Here is a 14725-nt window from a genome sequence, read left to right on the forward strand (position 1 = left end):
TTTTATATACGATTAACACTGTTGAATCGTATTGTCGTTGGCTGAAAGCGAGCGGTCTTTCACCGTAATATCTGAAATGTAGTTTTGTTCTTCGTCTTTAATGACAAACCCCGCTTGCATATAATGTTTTAACATAGGTGCAAATTGGGGGAGGGCGGTGTCAACCTCTTTTCCAATAGATACATTTAGTCCAACATTGGCCTTACCTGCTATTTCGCCTGATTCAATGTCCTGGGATGAGAAAGCTAAAAATGCCATGTCGCCATGTATTGTAGTCGGAACCGAATTGTAGAGAACACTGATATCCTTAATGGCTACACCCGGTGAACTTTTGCCCAACTCATCAAGAAATTCCATCATTAATAGAGCGTGATCTTCACTCGTGGTTTGCATTGAGCTCATCGTAGTGATCGCTATTTCTGACAATCCATATAAACGGATATCTGCGGTCATGTCTGAAACCTCTTCGGGTAATTGCGCACTTAATACTTCGATTTTGGGAGACGATAAGATGTAGTTAACATTTTGTATCATGTCAGGTTAGCGTAATCTCGAACCATTGGCTTGTAGCTACAGTACCGAAATAGTGGTTCAAGCAAAAATAGGGGGAATGAGTGAGATCTGTTAAGTGTCAATCTCAGCTACTAGACTAGATAATGAGTCAATAGCAACGTTCAACAATGGCGTTGAAAATCGTTGTTTCCCGCGCTTTTACTTTTTTGTAGAACGTGTTGGGTTCATCGCCTTTTTGCATACCATCTATGGTAACTGCATAGCCAGACAATTTTCCATCTATGGTCTTGTTTAACATTCTTGCTTTATAACCATCAATGTAAAAGTGAAAAACCAGCTTATCCTTGGAAAATTCATCGACAAATACCTGGTCACTCACAACTTCACCAACACAATCCACAGACACTGGCTTCAAATAAACCCTGTCTAATCCAGCCATATTATTGCTGGGCTGACAGGCACTGAGCACGACAATGGCTGAAAGTATGAGTATATTTTTCATGATTCAGAGAAAAGATGGGAATAAAAGCGTCAATGATGCGCGGCGGATTGACAACTGTCAACCTTGTAATGCTAAGAACTTAAAACAAAATAAAAACCACACGGAAATTGGTTACGCGTAACATGGGAGTGGGGAAAAGCCCCTTTGATCAGGGGCTTAGATTAGTTAAAATTGATATGTAGCACCTAGGTAGAAGTTTCGACCATTTTGTAATACTGCATACATACGATCACTGGAATCACTGTATAGCTCTTCTTTTTCGTTTGTAAGGTTGTTGGCTTTAAGCGTAATTTTCAGATCCTCACTCACATTGTAGAAACCGGCAAAATCTACAAATGTGCTACCGTGAAAACCGCGCTCATCTTCATCCGCTAACCCAACTTCTACGCGAGTAATATAATCGTCACGGTAAGTTTGAGAAATGCGTGCACCCCATACTTCTGTTTCATAGTAAACGGTAACGTTATAGCTGCTTTCTGAAAGGCCTATGAAGTTTTTCTTGGAATCATTACCTGAAGACTGCACATTCGGATAAACAGTATCACCATCTGACATGGTGTAACTGGCGCGAATACCTGCGTTTTTCAATGTTCCGGGAAGGAAATCAAAATCTCGCTCCAAACTGAACTCAATACCGGAAAACTCCGCCTCATCAATGTTGATGGTACCTTCGAGATCAAATACGGAATTTGCCGTTGTTTGATTGCCATTTTCATCGAGTATACCTTCCAGAAGAGCAGGATCTAACCCCGTATCACTAAAGACCACTGGTCGGGAAAACTCTGTGATAAAGTCATCAATGGTTTTCTGGTAATACGCTACGGCAAAATAACCAACATTTTCCTCGAAATACCATTCAAACGAAGCTTCTAAATCAGTGGACTCCATATGCTTGAGGTTAGGCGCGCCACCCCGAATATCCATATTTTGGTCACCGCGAATAGCATTGGTTGGCGTTAGTGCACTTAATGGTTGTCTAGAAATGTTTTTTCCAGCACTGGCTCTGACTATCATGGCGTCGTTAATTTCTAACGCTAAGTTAATAGCGGGCAGAGTACCGGAGTAGCTTATCTCTTCAACGATATCTCCTGAGCGCCCTGTTGCATCAGTACTGTAGTGGCGAGCACCGGCATTACCACGTAAAAACATATCACCAACATCAAATCCAAAATTTACCTGCGCATAGTAAGCAAAGGTATCTTCTTCTGTTTTTCCATCGGGTACTGAGCGGGAGTTTATAGTATCTGCATAGCCTGAATCTCGCAGTTGCAACAAATTAAGATTAGATAAACCGTAATAAGACTGGGCACTGTCTAAGTCAGCTAATAACCAGGACATACCACCTTGTTGGGAAAAGGGCGTAACAGCCACACCACCAGAGCCTATAGTGTTATCTGACAAATACGATGACGACAATTCTGTAAGTTGCGACGATTTATCGATGCGCAAAGATGTGACTTTGTTTTCAAATTTTTTACTGTTGATACCGAATGTTAATGTAGTTTCATCGGTTAATGCATACTCAAAATCAATTTGAATATTGTCAAAACTATTATCGATGTACTTTTCTTCAAACCTGAGCTCTCTGAATTCCCAATTATCCGGATTTGTGGGATCGAAACTAGCAAACTCTCTCGTGCACTCAAAACTGGAACAATCAATGGTAAATTCAATCGGGGTAGCGTCAGCTCTATTTTGCAAATAGGCCTTGTCACTTTGTGGCCGGTCGAAGGTGGAAGTTGCTGTCCCGACAAGAAAAGACATGCTCAAATCATCGTTGATGTACCAATCACCCGACAGTACGAAGTTTTTGAACTCACTATCGTCCAAATCTCTTCTTGTTTCCGTTCGAAGACTTTGATCATTGGCGACAAAGGTACCTGAAACCATTTGGATGTCACCACCGGCATCTGTAGTAGGGCCATCGCCATTCACCGTTTCTAAAGTAAGTGCTGTGATGTCGTGGTTACTTGGCAAACTGTATGTATTGACTAAGTGGTGTTCCGATTTATCGCTTTCTAACTTGCCGTATAGCGCGTCAAAAGTAAGACTAAAATCGTCACTGGGTCTGTACTGAACTGACGCGGTCACACCTAAACGTTCCTGATCGCCGAACCAACTGCTATTTCGAATTCCCCGTGGGAACCAGATGTCACCATTTTCAACCTGTGAAGCTAGAGTAGGGTCAGCTATACCCGCTGCGGCTGTTGCATCTGCGCGTTTTCTCCAACGAGTAGTATTAATTCCATATTCTTCATTTTCGCGCTTAGAATAGGCAACGGATACCAATGCACCAAAGTTGTTCCACGTATTAGAGATCAAAAAGGCTGTGCGAGGATCAAAGGAATCTGTATTGGTATTGGTACCGGCCTGACCAGACACCACCGCGGTAAACCCGTCGTAGTCAAAAGGCTTAGCTGTACGCAATCCAACCGTGCCCCCGATACCACCTTCTTCCGTATCGGCAGAGTAGGATTTCTTTACATCCAACTGGCTAAATAACTCTGACGCGAAAACATTAAAATCAAAACTGCGCTTGTTGAACGCATCTTTAGCATCCAGGGTTGTTGCTGATGTACCTAATGCCTCCATCCCGTTTACTTCCACCCGAGTAAAATCAGGCCCCAAACCTCGCAGTGATATTTGTCGTCCTTCTCCACCTTCACGAGTAATTGTAACCCCGGACACGCGTTGCAGTGACTCAGCGAGGTTCAAATCTGGAAAAGCCGCAATGTCTTCAGCCACGATAGTGTCTTGTGATACTGCTGAACTGCGCTTCAGGTCACGACCTTTTATAAGTGACGAACGAAACCCTGTAACTTCAATAATTTCAGTATCTTCTGGAGATGTGGGTTCCTGGGCTAGTACCTGATATGATTGGCCGAGTAATGCGGAGGCAACCGCAACACTCAGCAGGGTTTTACTATTATTTTTATACATCTTCTCGTTCCTTATATTGAATGAGTGATACTTGAAAACCCAAAATAAATTTGGTTTCTCAAATATAAAGAAGCCGTTGTTCAATGAGCTTTTTGCTTATAAATGCAAATTATTTGGTAAAGCCAATATTGCAGTTCGAACAATTAATAACGCCCCTAAGCCATGTTTTTTCGATATACAAATACATATTTGCATTTTGGCATTACCAATTCACTATAAACCCAAGAAAGTGGCATGGCAACAAAAAATTTACAAGATAAGGTTATTTTGAACAATAATTTGATGTATTGGGTTAAGACTTAACAAATACATGGTGGGAGCTAGGCTCTTTTACAAAACGGGGTGGATCATCTGCGATGACGATTAGCCAGTTTGGCCATACCACCTAGAAGAAATAACGCAACATCTCGTGACATGCCAACAACTTTCTGCGAACCAGGCTATGCATTCCACATAACATTCATCTCGATGAGCAAAACACTGGCCGTCAACCAAGTTACGGTTAAAACTTTATCCAAAATAGATTGCGCGCTTTATATTTCATAGGAGTTGGTGTGAGGGCAATGGTTGTATTTGCAATCTTTGAAAAGACAGCAAAGTAAATGCTACTGAGATAAAACAATACTTAATTTAACATAATATACATTTTAACAATTTAAAATCCCGCTAAACCTTATGTGGCGCGGTTTAGCGGTTTCTTTCTATGTCAATATGCGTGAGATATCCACAGGTTACGCGGCGTATTGTTTCCAAAAATTACAAAGTCTTTTGTCGTTCATTTTTATTGCCCTTTCATACTTAACACAAGCCAATGTCTGTAAGGGGTCGCGCTCTAAAAGCTCGGCCACTTCAATAGCTAACCAATCGTCAAGAGTTGCGCCACTTGAACGGTATCTGCTAACGGCAGAGCGTGTAATACCAAGTTTTTTTGCTACGGCATAATCAGAAGGCAGGTTATACGCGGCTTTGAGGGTATCTATAAGATCTAGGGTTGTATTCATTTTTGACAATCTCCTGTTTACTCGCTTGATTAGAATAGTTCATGCGTCATGTGCAATCAACGTTTCAGGGGCTTGACTATGGTGATCCGGCTTGACTATTCTTAATACCGCACTAGCAACCTGTTTACTCGCAATATTCATTTTGTTGGTGTGCATCTCCTTAATATCAGGCGGTCATTTTGGCCGCCATTCCCTGAACTGGGAATTAACGATTTATTAACGCTTTTCCGTTCGGTCGTCGTCTTTTGCAAGGGGCGGCGGCCATCTCAAACGGAAAGCCCACACGGAACGGAAAAATGAATAAAGATTTTTTGAATTGTATTGAATGTGTCACCGGTGCGGGTTTTATTCCGCAGGATTTAGCAGATGCAGCTTTGGAAATAGTTCTATCAGAAACAGATGAACAGCTTATTGCGGCGGCTAGACGTTATCAGAACCTATCTATGATTGCGGCGCGGGGTCAACAAATGAAATGGCAGAGGCAGAGAAAAACAGCGGTTTCTTTAAGTGAAAAAATACAACTAGCAAGAGCGGGGGTATAACGTGAACGATGTTTGTTTGCGTATTACGCCGCAGGATAAAGCTAGAGCAAAAAAACACATTGCCGCCATTCGCGAAGCGTTATTTACGGATACAGCAAAGAGAGAAAGCCGTGTAAAAGAAAAGCTCGAATTGCTGGAGCGTATCAGAAAGGCGCAATCAATCGCATTGGGGAGGTGATTCCCCATGCGGCACGAAGTTAAAAAGCGGCGGCGGCTTTTGCAGTGGCATACGGCCACTATCACGGATTTTGCCAAGAACGTTAAATCTGCACGTCAATTCATCAATGGGCGATTGGAGGGTATCCCTTACCCAATAGGCAGAACACTCATTGATGAATATTCCAAAAAATACCGCAGTGAAACTGCGCTAAATCCTACCCGTGCCGCCAATATATTTATAAGAAAGGCAACTGATAGCGTTAGGCGTTATCTGGATACATGTTGTTTTGATGATCTCAGAGCGCTACACAATGACAAAGTGTTAGGCGAACTGGCTATATCAGCGGCGAATACATGCAAGTCAAAATTGAATGATTTTGTTGATCAGGAATCAACGCAGGACTATGAACAGAATATGAAACGCGCCTTTGATTTAATTTCGGATTTTGTTAGTAGCTGGGGCTTATCGGTTCCGTTACGTGATGCTGAAACAGAAACAGACGCACAGGCCGCAGCAATCATGAGAATGACTGATCCAGAATGGTGGGAAAGACGCTTATTGCGTATGCGTGAGCAGATTAACGAGCATGTTGCCGTGTTGATCGGGCTAGTCAGGAAAAACCGGCAGATATACGCAAGTAACCGCACTGTGCAGAACTGGAGAAATCAACAGAGAAAAAACGCGGATTATCTAGAACAAATGGAACTCGTAGACGAAGACACAGAAGAACGCTATTCCCTGAAAGACATTGTAAACGCGACCAGTTCAGCGCCAGAAAAGCGCCGTATTGAGTTAATGATTAGGTGTCGCGGTCTCGAAGATTTAGCGGACGATTTTGGATATGTCTCTTATTTCGTGACGTGGACAGCTCCAAGTAAATATCATCCGAATAGCAAAAAATATAATGGAAGCACTGCAAAACAAACGCAGTCGTACTTAGTAGAACAATGGGCAAAATGCCGTGCTGCTATTAAACGCGCGGGTATTGAATGGTTCGGTGTTCGTGTTGCTGAACCTCACGCGGATTCGTGCCCGCATTGGCATATGCTAGTGTTTGTCAGTCCGCAGCAAAAAAGCAATATGCAAAAAATCATGGCGAACTATGCGTGTGAGCATGAGCAAGGCGAGCTGATCAATAAAAAGGGAGTGATTAACATCAAGCCGCGGTTTGATATACAAGAAATTGATCGCAGTAAGGGTAGTGCAACGGGCTATATAGCGAAATATATTAGTAAAAACGTTGACGGTGCGGGACTGCAAAATCAGCCGGACTTTGAAACGGGTAATACGTCAATTGATGAGGGTATAGAGCGCGTTACGGCGTGGGCTAACTGTTGGAAAATAAGACAATTTCAATTTTTCGGAGCTGCGCCGGTTACGGTGTGGCGCGAGTTGCGGCGTCTGAAAATAGAATTTGAAAATGATGTGTTTGAAAAGATACGCCGTGCCGCCGATTCTGCGAAATGGGCAGAGTTTACAAAACTGTTAAAGGAAAATCCGGTTCGTTTGCGCTATGGGTCTGTAAAAAATGAACTGGGTGAAAAAATCAGAAAAATAGCCGGTTTGGTTTTTCAGGGCTTTAATATTGAAACGCGAGTAAACCGGTACCGCCTTGAGCGCCGTAAGGCGCAATTAAAAAACCGCGACAGCGGTTTTACTTGGAGTACTGTCACTAACTGTACGGGGGATGATGACAGGCTGTCCCGTGCAGTAACAAATTCGGGTTTAAGTGAATATTTTGTTCCGATAATTGCCAGGGGGCACAAAGTGACTGCAGGGAATAGGGTTTTTGAGTTTAAAGAGAACACACTTTTTGTAAGGGGTTTAGAGTGAGTAATAAAACGGCGCAGTTGTCAGCGATGGCAGACGAAATCACACGTTTAACGCTGGAAACAGCGAAAATAAATGGTTTGCAAATGGGGAAAATTAAAGAAAATTTAACCCGATTGGCCGCGTTGCAGTGCAAATTTAACCATTTGATGGTGGAGTTGATAAAAGATGAATAAGCAATGTATTTGCCCAAAATGCGGTCGAATAGCTGAGATTCGCAGACAAAAAAACGGTAAACGTTTGCGCTATTTGTATTGTGTCGATGGTTGCGGCGGGTTGACTACTCGCAAAGATTCGGCGTTGTGGGAAACGATGGAAAAAGAGCCGTTCGGGGAGCTGGGGAGCTTTCCGGTTGAGATGATGCCAGAGCCGGAGCCAGTGCCAGAGCCGGAGTCAGTGCCAGAGCCGGAGTCAGTGCCAGAGCCGGAGTCAGTGCCGGAAAGTATAGAATTATCTGATTTTGTACCAGATGAGGAAAAAAGCCAGGTACCAGATGAGGAAAAAAGCCAGGTACCAGGGCAAGAAAAAACATATGTAGGTTATGTTGCGGCGTTAGCGGTTGCGCTAATTAGTGCGGGTCTGGGTTTGGCTGCATTTAGAAAAACAAAGGGGTAAAACGTGGAAAATACAGAAAAATCACAGCTAGTGCCGGAGCCGTTGCCGGTAGATGGCAATACAGAGGTTCAGGAAGCTAAGCCGGAGCCGTTGCCGGACGGCGGTTACAATGAGCATAACGCGGAACTTGACGCGCTGATCGGAGAAGCAACAAAGGCGCAGAATGAACAAGTTGATAGTGTTGAAACAGTTTCGGATTTGTCAGTAATGCCAAAAGACGAAGCCGCGCAAATGGCAACATTTGGAGTAATTAAAATCGTTGAATTTGCACAAGAGCAAACCGGAAAGCCGCTAAAAATCAGCAAAGGCCAGTTGACCATTTTTGCAACGCTGGGCACACCGCTGGTAATGAAATACGGCAACACAGTTAAAAATTACATTGAACAGTTGACCGGTGATATTGACGAAGAATCGTATATGCCGGAAATCTTCGCGGCGGCGGGGCTTGTCGGGTTGGGCGGGTCGCTGTATTTGCAAAACAAAAAATTTAGCAAGATGATGCCAGAGCCGGAGCCGGAGCCGGAGCCGGAGCCGGAGCCGGAGCCGGAGCCGGAGATTTTACAAAGTGGCGATTAATCCCAATACGGCAAGAAACGCCATGCATACGGCTGTATGTATGATGACGGGCGCGGGTAAGGGCATAGCGTTAAACGCTTTAGGGTTAATACCTGATAAATATCCTGTAGTAATTTTTGATCCGCATGGAGAACACAATAAAATTGCAGGGCGGCGCGTATATCAATACAAAACACAGCGCAATTTTGCAAAAACATTTATAAAAGCGTGGAATAGTGGTAGGCCGTTCGCGCTGGGTTACTGTCCAGACACAAAGGGACGGACGGAAAAAGAAAGCAAACAAAAGTTACAAAATGCGGCTGAATGGTTTGCGAAATTGGTCTGGGCGGCGGGAGACGGAAACCGCGTTTTATATTCTGTTTTTGAGGAATACGGGGAGTATTGCGAAAGTACAGCCGATGACAATACCACGATAGGAAAAATATGGACGGGGGGACGTAAATTCGGTTTGCGCGGTATTGCGGTGTTTCAGCGTTCCGCGACTATATCCAAAACAATTTGGGGAAATTCGCCGCGTAAAGTCATTGGGGCGCAGGGATATGAAAATGATATAGCGCGATGTGTTGACGCGGTGGGGTGTAGTCGCGCCGATATGGTAGAACTGGCCGCAAATAATAAAGCGTTGCAAATGTATCATGAAGGGCTTGATGAAATGGTGAGGACAAAAGTGCATTATCTATTTTCTGAGTCGGTCGGGGTGCATGAAAAAGTAGCGGCGTATGTAAAACCGGCTGCAAATTTACGTAAAAAATGGAATGCAGAGCAAAGGCGGCTGGATAAATTAGGCGTATATAAATTAGTTTGATTTTACAAACAGGTCAGAAAAACCGTGCAATTGCGCGGTTTTTTTATGCCTGAATTTTACAAAACGAATTATATATTTTAGTCAATAGGTGTTGACATGTTTATAAGTTGCTGTGCTTAGATTGTAGCCGCTTTATTTTAATTTATTTTTTTTAGGTGCAGAGATGAGTAAGAAACAAAAAGATTATTTAATGTTTGCGGGTATTGCATTAGCAGTATCAGCGGCGGTGGTGTGGGCGTCAAATAACGTTGATGCAGTTGAAGACGTGATCGGCTAAGGGGGATTAATATTATGAATGCATCAGCAATTGCTTTAGCAATCATGCCAGCTATGCTTCAGTGCGCCAGTCCGGCTGGTTCGGGATATAACGAAGAATGGGCAATAAAATTACGCGCTGGGATGGTGTTTCACGGTCTGGAACTGGAAACTAATCTAAAAAACAAAGACACAATTAAAAAAGTGTCGATTGATATAGGCGGTACGCCTATCGTTTCACCGTCCGGTAAAATTTTAAACCTGATTGATGATCTTTATGCAAAACATAAAGCGGACGGCCGTCTGGTTTTAAATCTCGCAAAATTCGAGTGCCGCAGTCCGCAGGGTATTTATAAAACCGCGCTTGCTACATCAATTTTTGATGATGTTACGCTAAAAGTTGAGTTCGGTTCGCGAAATACCACTGATGCGGATAGTGCAAATCATGATCCTGCGGTACCTACGCTCAAAGCAAAGGGCTACATGTCGGAAAATCCAATGGCGAACGTTGCTGGAGGTGGTCGTAAATTTTTACCTATTCAGTACGAATTGACGCAAATTTCAGCGGCGGCGGGGAAGCATGACTGGATTTTTCCCTCTGGCAGCGTTAACCGTTCGTTGCAGCGATTAATTCTTGATGAATCCGAAGTTTCTATCTCACGCGTTATTGTAAAACGTGGCGCAAAAGTCATTCGAGAGATGACGAGAAGTGATATTGATTTTGGGAATAGTCGCTACGCGGATGCGGTATCAGTGCCAGGCTTTTTGCTGATTGATTTTATTCAGTTCGGTTTCGGTGCAAATGATGCAATTACTACTGAAGGTCTGAATTTTGAATTCGAGGTTGACGGGCCAGGGGCAATACGCACATTCGTAGACGGTTTTGATCGTATCGCGTAACGGGGGCGTTTATGGATTTTTGGGACTCGGTGACAGAATTCGGCGAGGGCGCATGGGAAACGGTTTCCGGTGCTGCCCAAAATGCCGTAGGTGATTGGGCGTACGGCTGGAGCGGTGGCGATGATGCCCAGCAAGCGCAAGCAACGCAAACGGGCACGACTGGGAATACATCAGGCACTAGCGATGATGTAGCAAGTCAGCATAACAGCGCGGGTAGCGGTTTTGCTATTAACGCGCAAACAGCCATGATTGGTGGTGGCGTGTTACTTGCCGTTGTGTTGCTTTTGAAGTAGGGGGTATTTATGCCATTAATACCAGTAATCGCACTGGCGGCGGGGTTCGCTGGGGGCATGTTTGCCAGTGATGGCGTGTCGAAAATAACGAATCTCGTTATTGTTGGCGGCGCGGCTTATTTAGTTTACACGAAGGTGATCAAGTAATGGGCGGCGGTGGTTATAGTGCAAGCGGCGGCGATGCATCAAGCGGGATAGGTGATACTAGCCAATCGACAGGTACAACGTTCGGCGGGTTTAACTACTCAAACGGCATTAATACAACGCACTTAATGCTTGCGGGGCTAGCCGCGTTGCTTATTTTAACGGTGGTGAAAAAGAAATGAAAAAAGTACCACTCACACGGGAATTTAAAGACGCGCTAAAACCGGCGCTGTGGGGCAATGCTGAGAAAACAGTGTTTGACGAAATAGAAACAGGCGCGGCGGGTTTGTATCTCACTGAAAGCGGCGGCTTGTTGGTTGTTTTGCGGCGTGAGGTGGCAACGCTGGTTGTTGTTGCTGTGGTGGGGTCTAATCTCAAATCAGAGCGGGACGAAATTTTCAGATTTGCAACGGCTAACGGATATAAAAATATACGTTTTCATACTCGTGCGCCGGAGCATTTAAAAAAGGGGTTGTACGGTTTGCCGGTACGCCTATTGCGTGTTGAAAATCGTACGTTTGGCGCAGATGAATACGTCTATACGCTGGAGTTGTTCTAATGGGTGGAAAAAGTAGTTCTAGCAGTAATACCAGTAGTTCTCAGTCCAGCTATAACATTGTCAACGATGGTGAGTTTGCTGGTGCGTCCGATTTTGTATTAGATGAGTCAGACCGTTCGGTTAATGATTCATACAATAGTAATGTCGAGGTTGATCAGGAATTCGATTACTCCCAGGTAAGAGAGACAGACAATTCGATTAATGATTCGGGTAATACTAATACAGACATAGAGCAGGAAATTGATAATTCAATATCAAATTCAGGCGATTTGGCTGGGAATTCTGGAACGATAAACATACTCGACGGCGGTGCAATTGATAGCGCGTTTGATTTTGCAGGGGATACAGTAGACCAGGCGTTCGAGTTTGGCGGGAAGGCGGTCGATGCGGTTGTATCTAGCAATGAAACAATTAAAGACGTTAGTACAGAGGCGCTAAAGGCAAATCAGGCGGTTATTGATGATGCGCTAGATTTTGGTAGTGATGCTGTGAATGCGGTGCAAGCTACGGCGGGAAATGCAATTAATAGCGTCAGTACGGCATACAATGAAGCGCTTGAAAATGTGTCTGAATTCGGCGCGGGTGCTATTGATGTGATCGGCGAAACCTCAGTGAATTACGCAGAAACACTAGGCGAAACGGCGCAGGGATTTAACGATTCATTGACTACGCTATCAAGTCAGCAAAGCGGAAATACAGCGCAAGTGCTCGCTAAAATTGCGGAACAAAGTAGCGATGACAAGGAGGTGATTGCAGATTTGGCGCGTAGTACATCCCTAGCCGGTCAAGATGTAGTAGCACAAACGGCCAGTAAGATGATCTTGTATTTGTCTGTGGGTTTGGGCCTTGTCGGCGCGGCAATGGTGTTCAGGGGGTTTAAATAATGCCAATAGTCACTATTGCGGCGGGAAAAGAACGTGTAATTCAAACGCCTGCAAAATATCTTTCTGTCATTGGTGCAAATGGACAATTTGTCGTTAATGCGCCAGCGCTTGGAAATGTAATTGGTAAAATTGGTCGTCAGTATGTACTTGATAATATTACAGAGGTTTTATTCATCAATGATTCTGGTGATCCTATCGAAATTGAATACGAAATTGCCAATATACAAATATTCGGCTCCGGCTCCGGCTCTGTATCAATCGAAAACAAACCGACTATCCGAAGGATTGAGGAGGCCATACAGGTTAACGCGGCGGCAACGGTCGAAAACGGCACGGTAACAGCGCAGAGCCACGATTCATTGATTGATTTTGATGATATTACTATCCCGCCAGGAACCAAAATTAAGATTATTGATGCTGAAGCAGTAAACCGGCGGACAGTGATTATGCAGGTTATATCATCAGTGACAACGCGGTTGCGTATCGGCTCAAATACAGTGACGGCGGGGCGTGGTCTGGTGCTTGAAGGGTCTACTGATGCAATTGCATCACTGGAATTTGAAGCAATTACAGACATTTACGCATATAACGAATCGCCAGATGATGCGGTTGTATCATTAATAGCGGGGGTCAAATAATGCCGGTAGTTAATCAACCCAATATTAAAGCCATTATTCAGGCGGCGGCGGCAGACATTATTGGAGATGTGACAAGCCAGGGCGAACTAACGCGGGGCGTAGTAGCAACGGAAAGCGCAGACATAGAAACGCTGGTTTCTTCAGAAAGCGGCGCGGTATCATCAAAAGTTGATGAGGTTAATGCGTTGGTTGCGTCGGAAACCGGCGATATTGATGTCGCGCTGTCAGCAGTGGCGGCAAAGCTGGCATATATTGAGGCAGAGCAAACAGCACAAGCGGCAACGCTGACAACGTTAGAAACAAATCAATCTGATTTGATGACAAAAAGCGGCGTTAAAAGTGTTCAGCGCGGCGTATATGTTTTGTATTCAAGCGACACAAGCAAGGATTTGACAATTTCAGCGGTCGATATGAATAAGGCTGTGTTGATGCAGGCTGCTACTACTTCATCTACAAATATAAACCTTTTAGGTTCGGCGTATTTGAAAAACGCGACAACGATAACCTTTGAGAAAGGTTATACGGGCGGTACGTGTGAAATAACTTGGCAGTTAATCGAATATGAATAAAAATTACGCAAAGATAAATGATGATAATGTTGTTGTGGCTGTAATGTCACTGTCGGGTGTAGTTAATAATGACAGCATGATTGAATTGCAAAGCAATGATTTATCATTGTTGGGTAAGCGCTACGAAAACGGCGCGTTTGTTGATGTGCCGGTTGTCAGTGAGTCAATACGAATTATCAGTGTAGGCGCATTTCGCCGCCGTTTTACAACAGCTGAAAAAGTCGCAATAAAGACCAGTAATGATCCAGTGCTGGAAGTGTTTGAAGAGGATTTGATTGCATCATCGTATGTTGATTTGGATTTTTCGCAAACACAAGAGGCAATCGCCTATCTGGAGCAACAAAATATTATCGCGACAGGGCGAGCGGCTGAGTTGTTAGCAGACGGTGCGAAAGAAGAAAAACCAATCAATGAACGTTAAAACAAGCGCGGCGGCGGTGGCGGTCGCGTTGGGGTTGTATTTGCTCATGAAATTAAAATCAGAAAAATTGCCGTTAGGCATTAGAAATAATAATCCGCTTAACTTGCGTGAAGTGGGCATTCCGTGGAACGGTAAAACCGGCGAAAATGGCGGTTTTACTACGTTTGAAACGCCGCACTACGGAATAAGAGCGGCGGCAAATAACATGAAAAATAGTTATCTGTCGGGCAATACCACAATAGAAAAAATAATCTCAGAATGGGCCCCGGAAACGGAAAATAACACGGCGGCGTATATTGCCAGCGTGTCACAAAAAACAGGTATTGCGGCAACGGAAAACATTACAGCTATGCCGCAGTTGGTTGAGATTATCAAAGCCATGATTTATCACGAAAACGGGCAGCAGCCGTACGGTAACGCATTGATAGAGAGGGCCGTATATGACGGGGCGCTATTTGGTGCGGCGTTGCCTGATACGTTTGATATTTCCGGCGGGGTGTACGTATGAATATTGATTTTAAATGGCTGGCAATGACGGCGGCGGGTGCGGTGCTGGGCGCGGTCGTTGTTTATCAAGT

At 44.2% G+C, this 14725-nt stretch carries 21 protein-coding genes; 17 read left to right on the forward strand and 4 right to left on the reverse strand.

Annotated features, from left to right (window positions below):
• Positions 1–12: 12 nt before the first annotated feature.
• From KO518_RS13745 to KO518_RS13760, 4 genes are all read right to left on the reverse strand, one after another.
• The gene (locus KO518_RS13745; RefSeq protein ID WP_216026373.1) at positions 13–534 is read right to left on the reverse strand and encodes a hypothetical protein; all 522 of its coding nucleotides are present in this window, start codon (positions 532–534) and stop codon (positions 13–15) included.
• A 127-nt stretch (positions 535–661) separates the two neighbouring features.
• Positions 662–1015, reverse strand: coding sequence for a hypothetical protein (locus tag KO518_RS13750; protein WP_216026374.1), 354 nt, complete (start codon positions 1013–1015; stop codon positions 662–664).
• A 165-nt stretch (positions 1016–1180) separates the two neighbouring features.
• A complete protein-coding gene (locus KO518_RS13755; RefSeq protein ID WP_216026375.1) occupies positions 1181–3955 on the reverse strand; it encodes a TonB-dependent receptor in 2775 nt (924 codons plus the stop codon).
• Between the two features lie 731 nt (positions 3956–4686).
• Positions 4687–4956, reverse strand: coding sequence for an XRE family transcriptional regulator (locus tag KO518_RS13760; RefSeq protein WP_216026376.1), 270 nt, complete (start codon positions 4954–4956; stop codon positions 4687–4689).
• Positions 4957–5252: 296 nt separating this feature from the next.
• Between KO518_RS13760 and KO518_RS13765 the strand changes: the two genes are divergently transcribed.
• From KO518_RS13765 to KO518_RS13845, 17 genes are all read left to right on the forward strand, one after another.
• The gene (locus tag KO518_RS13765; RefSeq protein ID WP_216026377.1) at positions 5253–5498 is read left to right on the forward strand and encodes a hypothetical protein; all 246 of its coding nucleotides are present in this window, start codon (positions 5253–5255) and stop codon (positions 5496–5498) included.
• 1 nt (position 5499) lies between these two features.
• Positions 5500–5676 (forward strand): hypothetical protein, encoded by a 177-nt coding sequence (locus KO518_RS13770; protein WP_216026378.1) that lies wholly within the window; start codon positions 5500–5502, stop codon positions 5674–5676.
• A 6-nt stretch (positions 5677–5682) separates the two neighbouring features.
• Entirely contained in the window at positions 5683–7491 is a 1809-nt protein-coding gene (locus KO518_RS13775) for a replication endonuclease (protein ID WP_216026379.1), read from the forward strand.
• A complete protein-coding gene (locus tag KO518_RS13780; RefSeq protein ID WP_216026380.1) occupies positions 7488–7664 on the forward strand; it encodes a hypothetical protein in 177 nt (58 codons plus the stop codon). Before KO518_RS13775 ends, KO518_RS13780 begins: the two co-directional genes overlap by 4 nt.
• A complete protein-coding gene (locus KO518_RS13785) occupies positions 7657–8103 on the forward strand; it encodes a hypothetical protein (RefSeq protein WP_216026381.1) in 447 nt (148 codons plus the stop codon). Before KO518_RS13780 ends, KO518_RS13785 begins: the two co-directional genes overlap by 8 nt.
• A 3-nt stretch (positions 8104–8106) precedes the next feature.
• Positions 8107–8679 (forward strand): hypothetical protein, encoded by a 573-nt coding sequence (locus KO518_RS13790; protein WP_216026382.1) that lies wholly within the window; start codon positions 8107–8109, stop codon positions 8677–8679.
• Positions 8669–9484: a helicase HerA domain-containing protein gene (locus tag KO518_RS13795; RefSeq protein WP_216026383.1), complete on the forward strand. Its 816-nt coding sequence runs from the start codon at positions 8669–8671 to the stop codon at positions 9482–9484. Before KO518_RS13790 ends, KO518_RS13795 begins: the two co-directional genes overlap by 11 nt.
• A 291-nt stretch (positions 9485–9775) precedes the next feature.
• The gene (locus KO518_RS13800) at positions 9776–10639 is read left to right on the forward strand and encodes a major capsid protein P2 (protein ID WP_252736121.1); all 864 of its coding nucleotides are present in this window, start codon (positions 9776–9778) and stop codon (positions 10637–10639) included.
• Between the two features lie 11 nt (positions 10640–10650).
• Positions 10651–10932 (forward strand): hypothetical protein, encoded by a 282-nt coding sequence (locus KO518_RS13805; RefSeq protein WP_216026384.1) that lies wholly within the window; start codon positions 10651–10653, stop codon positions 10930–10932.
• Between the two features lie 9 nt (positions 10933–10941).
• Positions 10942–11079 carry a hypothetical protein gene (locus KO518_RS13810; protein WP_216026385.1) on the forward strand — a complete coding sequence of 46 codons (138 nt, stop codon included), beginning with the start codon at positions 10942–10944 and terminating at the stop codon, positions 11077–11079.
• A complete protein-coding gene (locus KO518_RS13815) occupies positions 11079–11258 on the forward strand; it encodes a hypothetical protein (protein WP_216026386.1) in 180 nt (59 codons plus the stop codon). Before KO518_RS13810 ends, KO518_RS13815 begins: the two co-directional genes overlap by 1 nt.
• On the forward strand, positions 11255–11635 hold the full coding sequence (locus KO518_RS13820; RefSeq protein WP_216026387.1) for a hypothetical protein: 381 nt from the start codon (positions 11255–11257) through the stop codon (positions 11633–11635). Before KO518_RS13815 ends, KO518_RS13820 begins: the two co-directional genes overlap by 4 nt.
• On the forward strand, positions 11635–12519 hold the full coding sequence (locus KO518_RS13825) for a hypothetical protein (protein WP_216026388.1): 885 nt from the start codon (positions 11635–11637) through the stop codon (positions 12517–12519). The genes KO518_RS13820 and KO518_RS13825 overlap by 1 nt, the downstream gene beginning before the upstream one ends.
• Positions 12519–13157, forward strand: a complete 639-nt coding sequence (locus KO518_RS13830) for a hypothetical protein (protein ID WP_216026389.1) — start codon at positions 12519–12521, stop codon at positions 13155–13157. Before KO518_RS13825 ends, KO518_RS13830 begins: the two co-directional genes overlap by 1 nt.
• Complete coding sequence (locus KO518_RS13835; RefSeq protein ID WP_216026390.1) at positions 13157–13726, forward strand: hypothetical protein; 570 nt, start codon at positions 13157–13159, stop codon at positions 13724–13726. Before KO518_RS13830 ends, KO518_RS13835 begins: the two co-directional genes overlap by 1 nt.
• Positions 13719–14147 carry a hypothetical protein gene (locus KO518_RS13840; RefSeq protein WP_216026391.1) on the forward strand — a complete coding sequence of 143 codons (429 nt, stop codon included), beginning with the start codon at positions 13719–13721 and terminating at the stop codon, positions 14145–14147. The genes KO518_RS13835 and KO518_RS13840 overlap by 8 nt, the downstream gene beginning before the upstream one ends.
• Positions 14137–14655: a virion protein gene (locus KO518_RS13845; protein WP_216026392.1), complete on the forward strand. Its 519-nt coding sequence runs from the start codon at positions 14137–14139 to the stop codon at positions 14653–14655. The genes KO518_RS13840 and KO518_RS13845 overlap by 11 nt, the downstream gene beginning before the upstream one ends.
• Positions 14656–14725 lie beyond the last annotated feature (70 nt).

Source organism: Aestuariibacter sp. A3R04, from assembly GCF_018860805.1.
Lineage (GTDB): Bacteria > Pseudomonadota > Gammaproteobacteria > Enterobacterales > Alteromonadaceae > Alteromonas.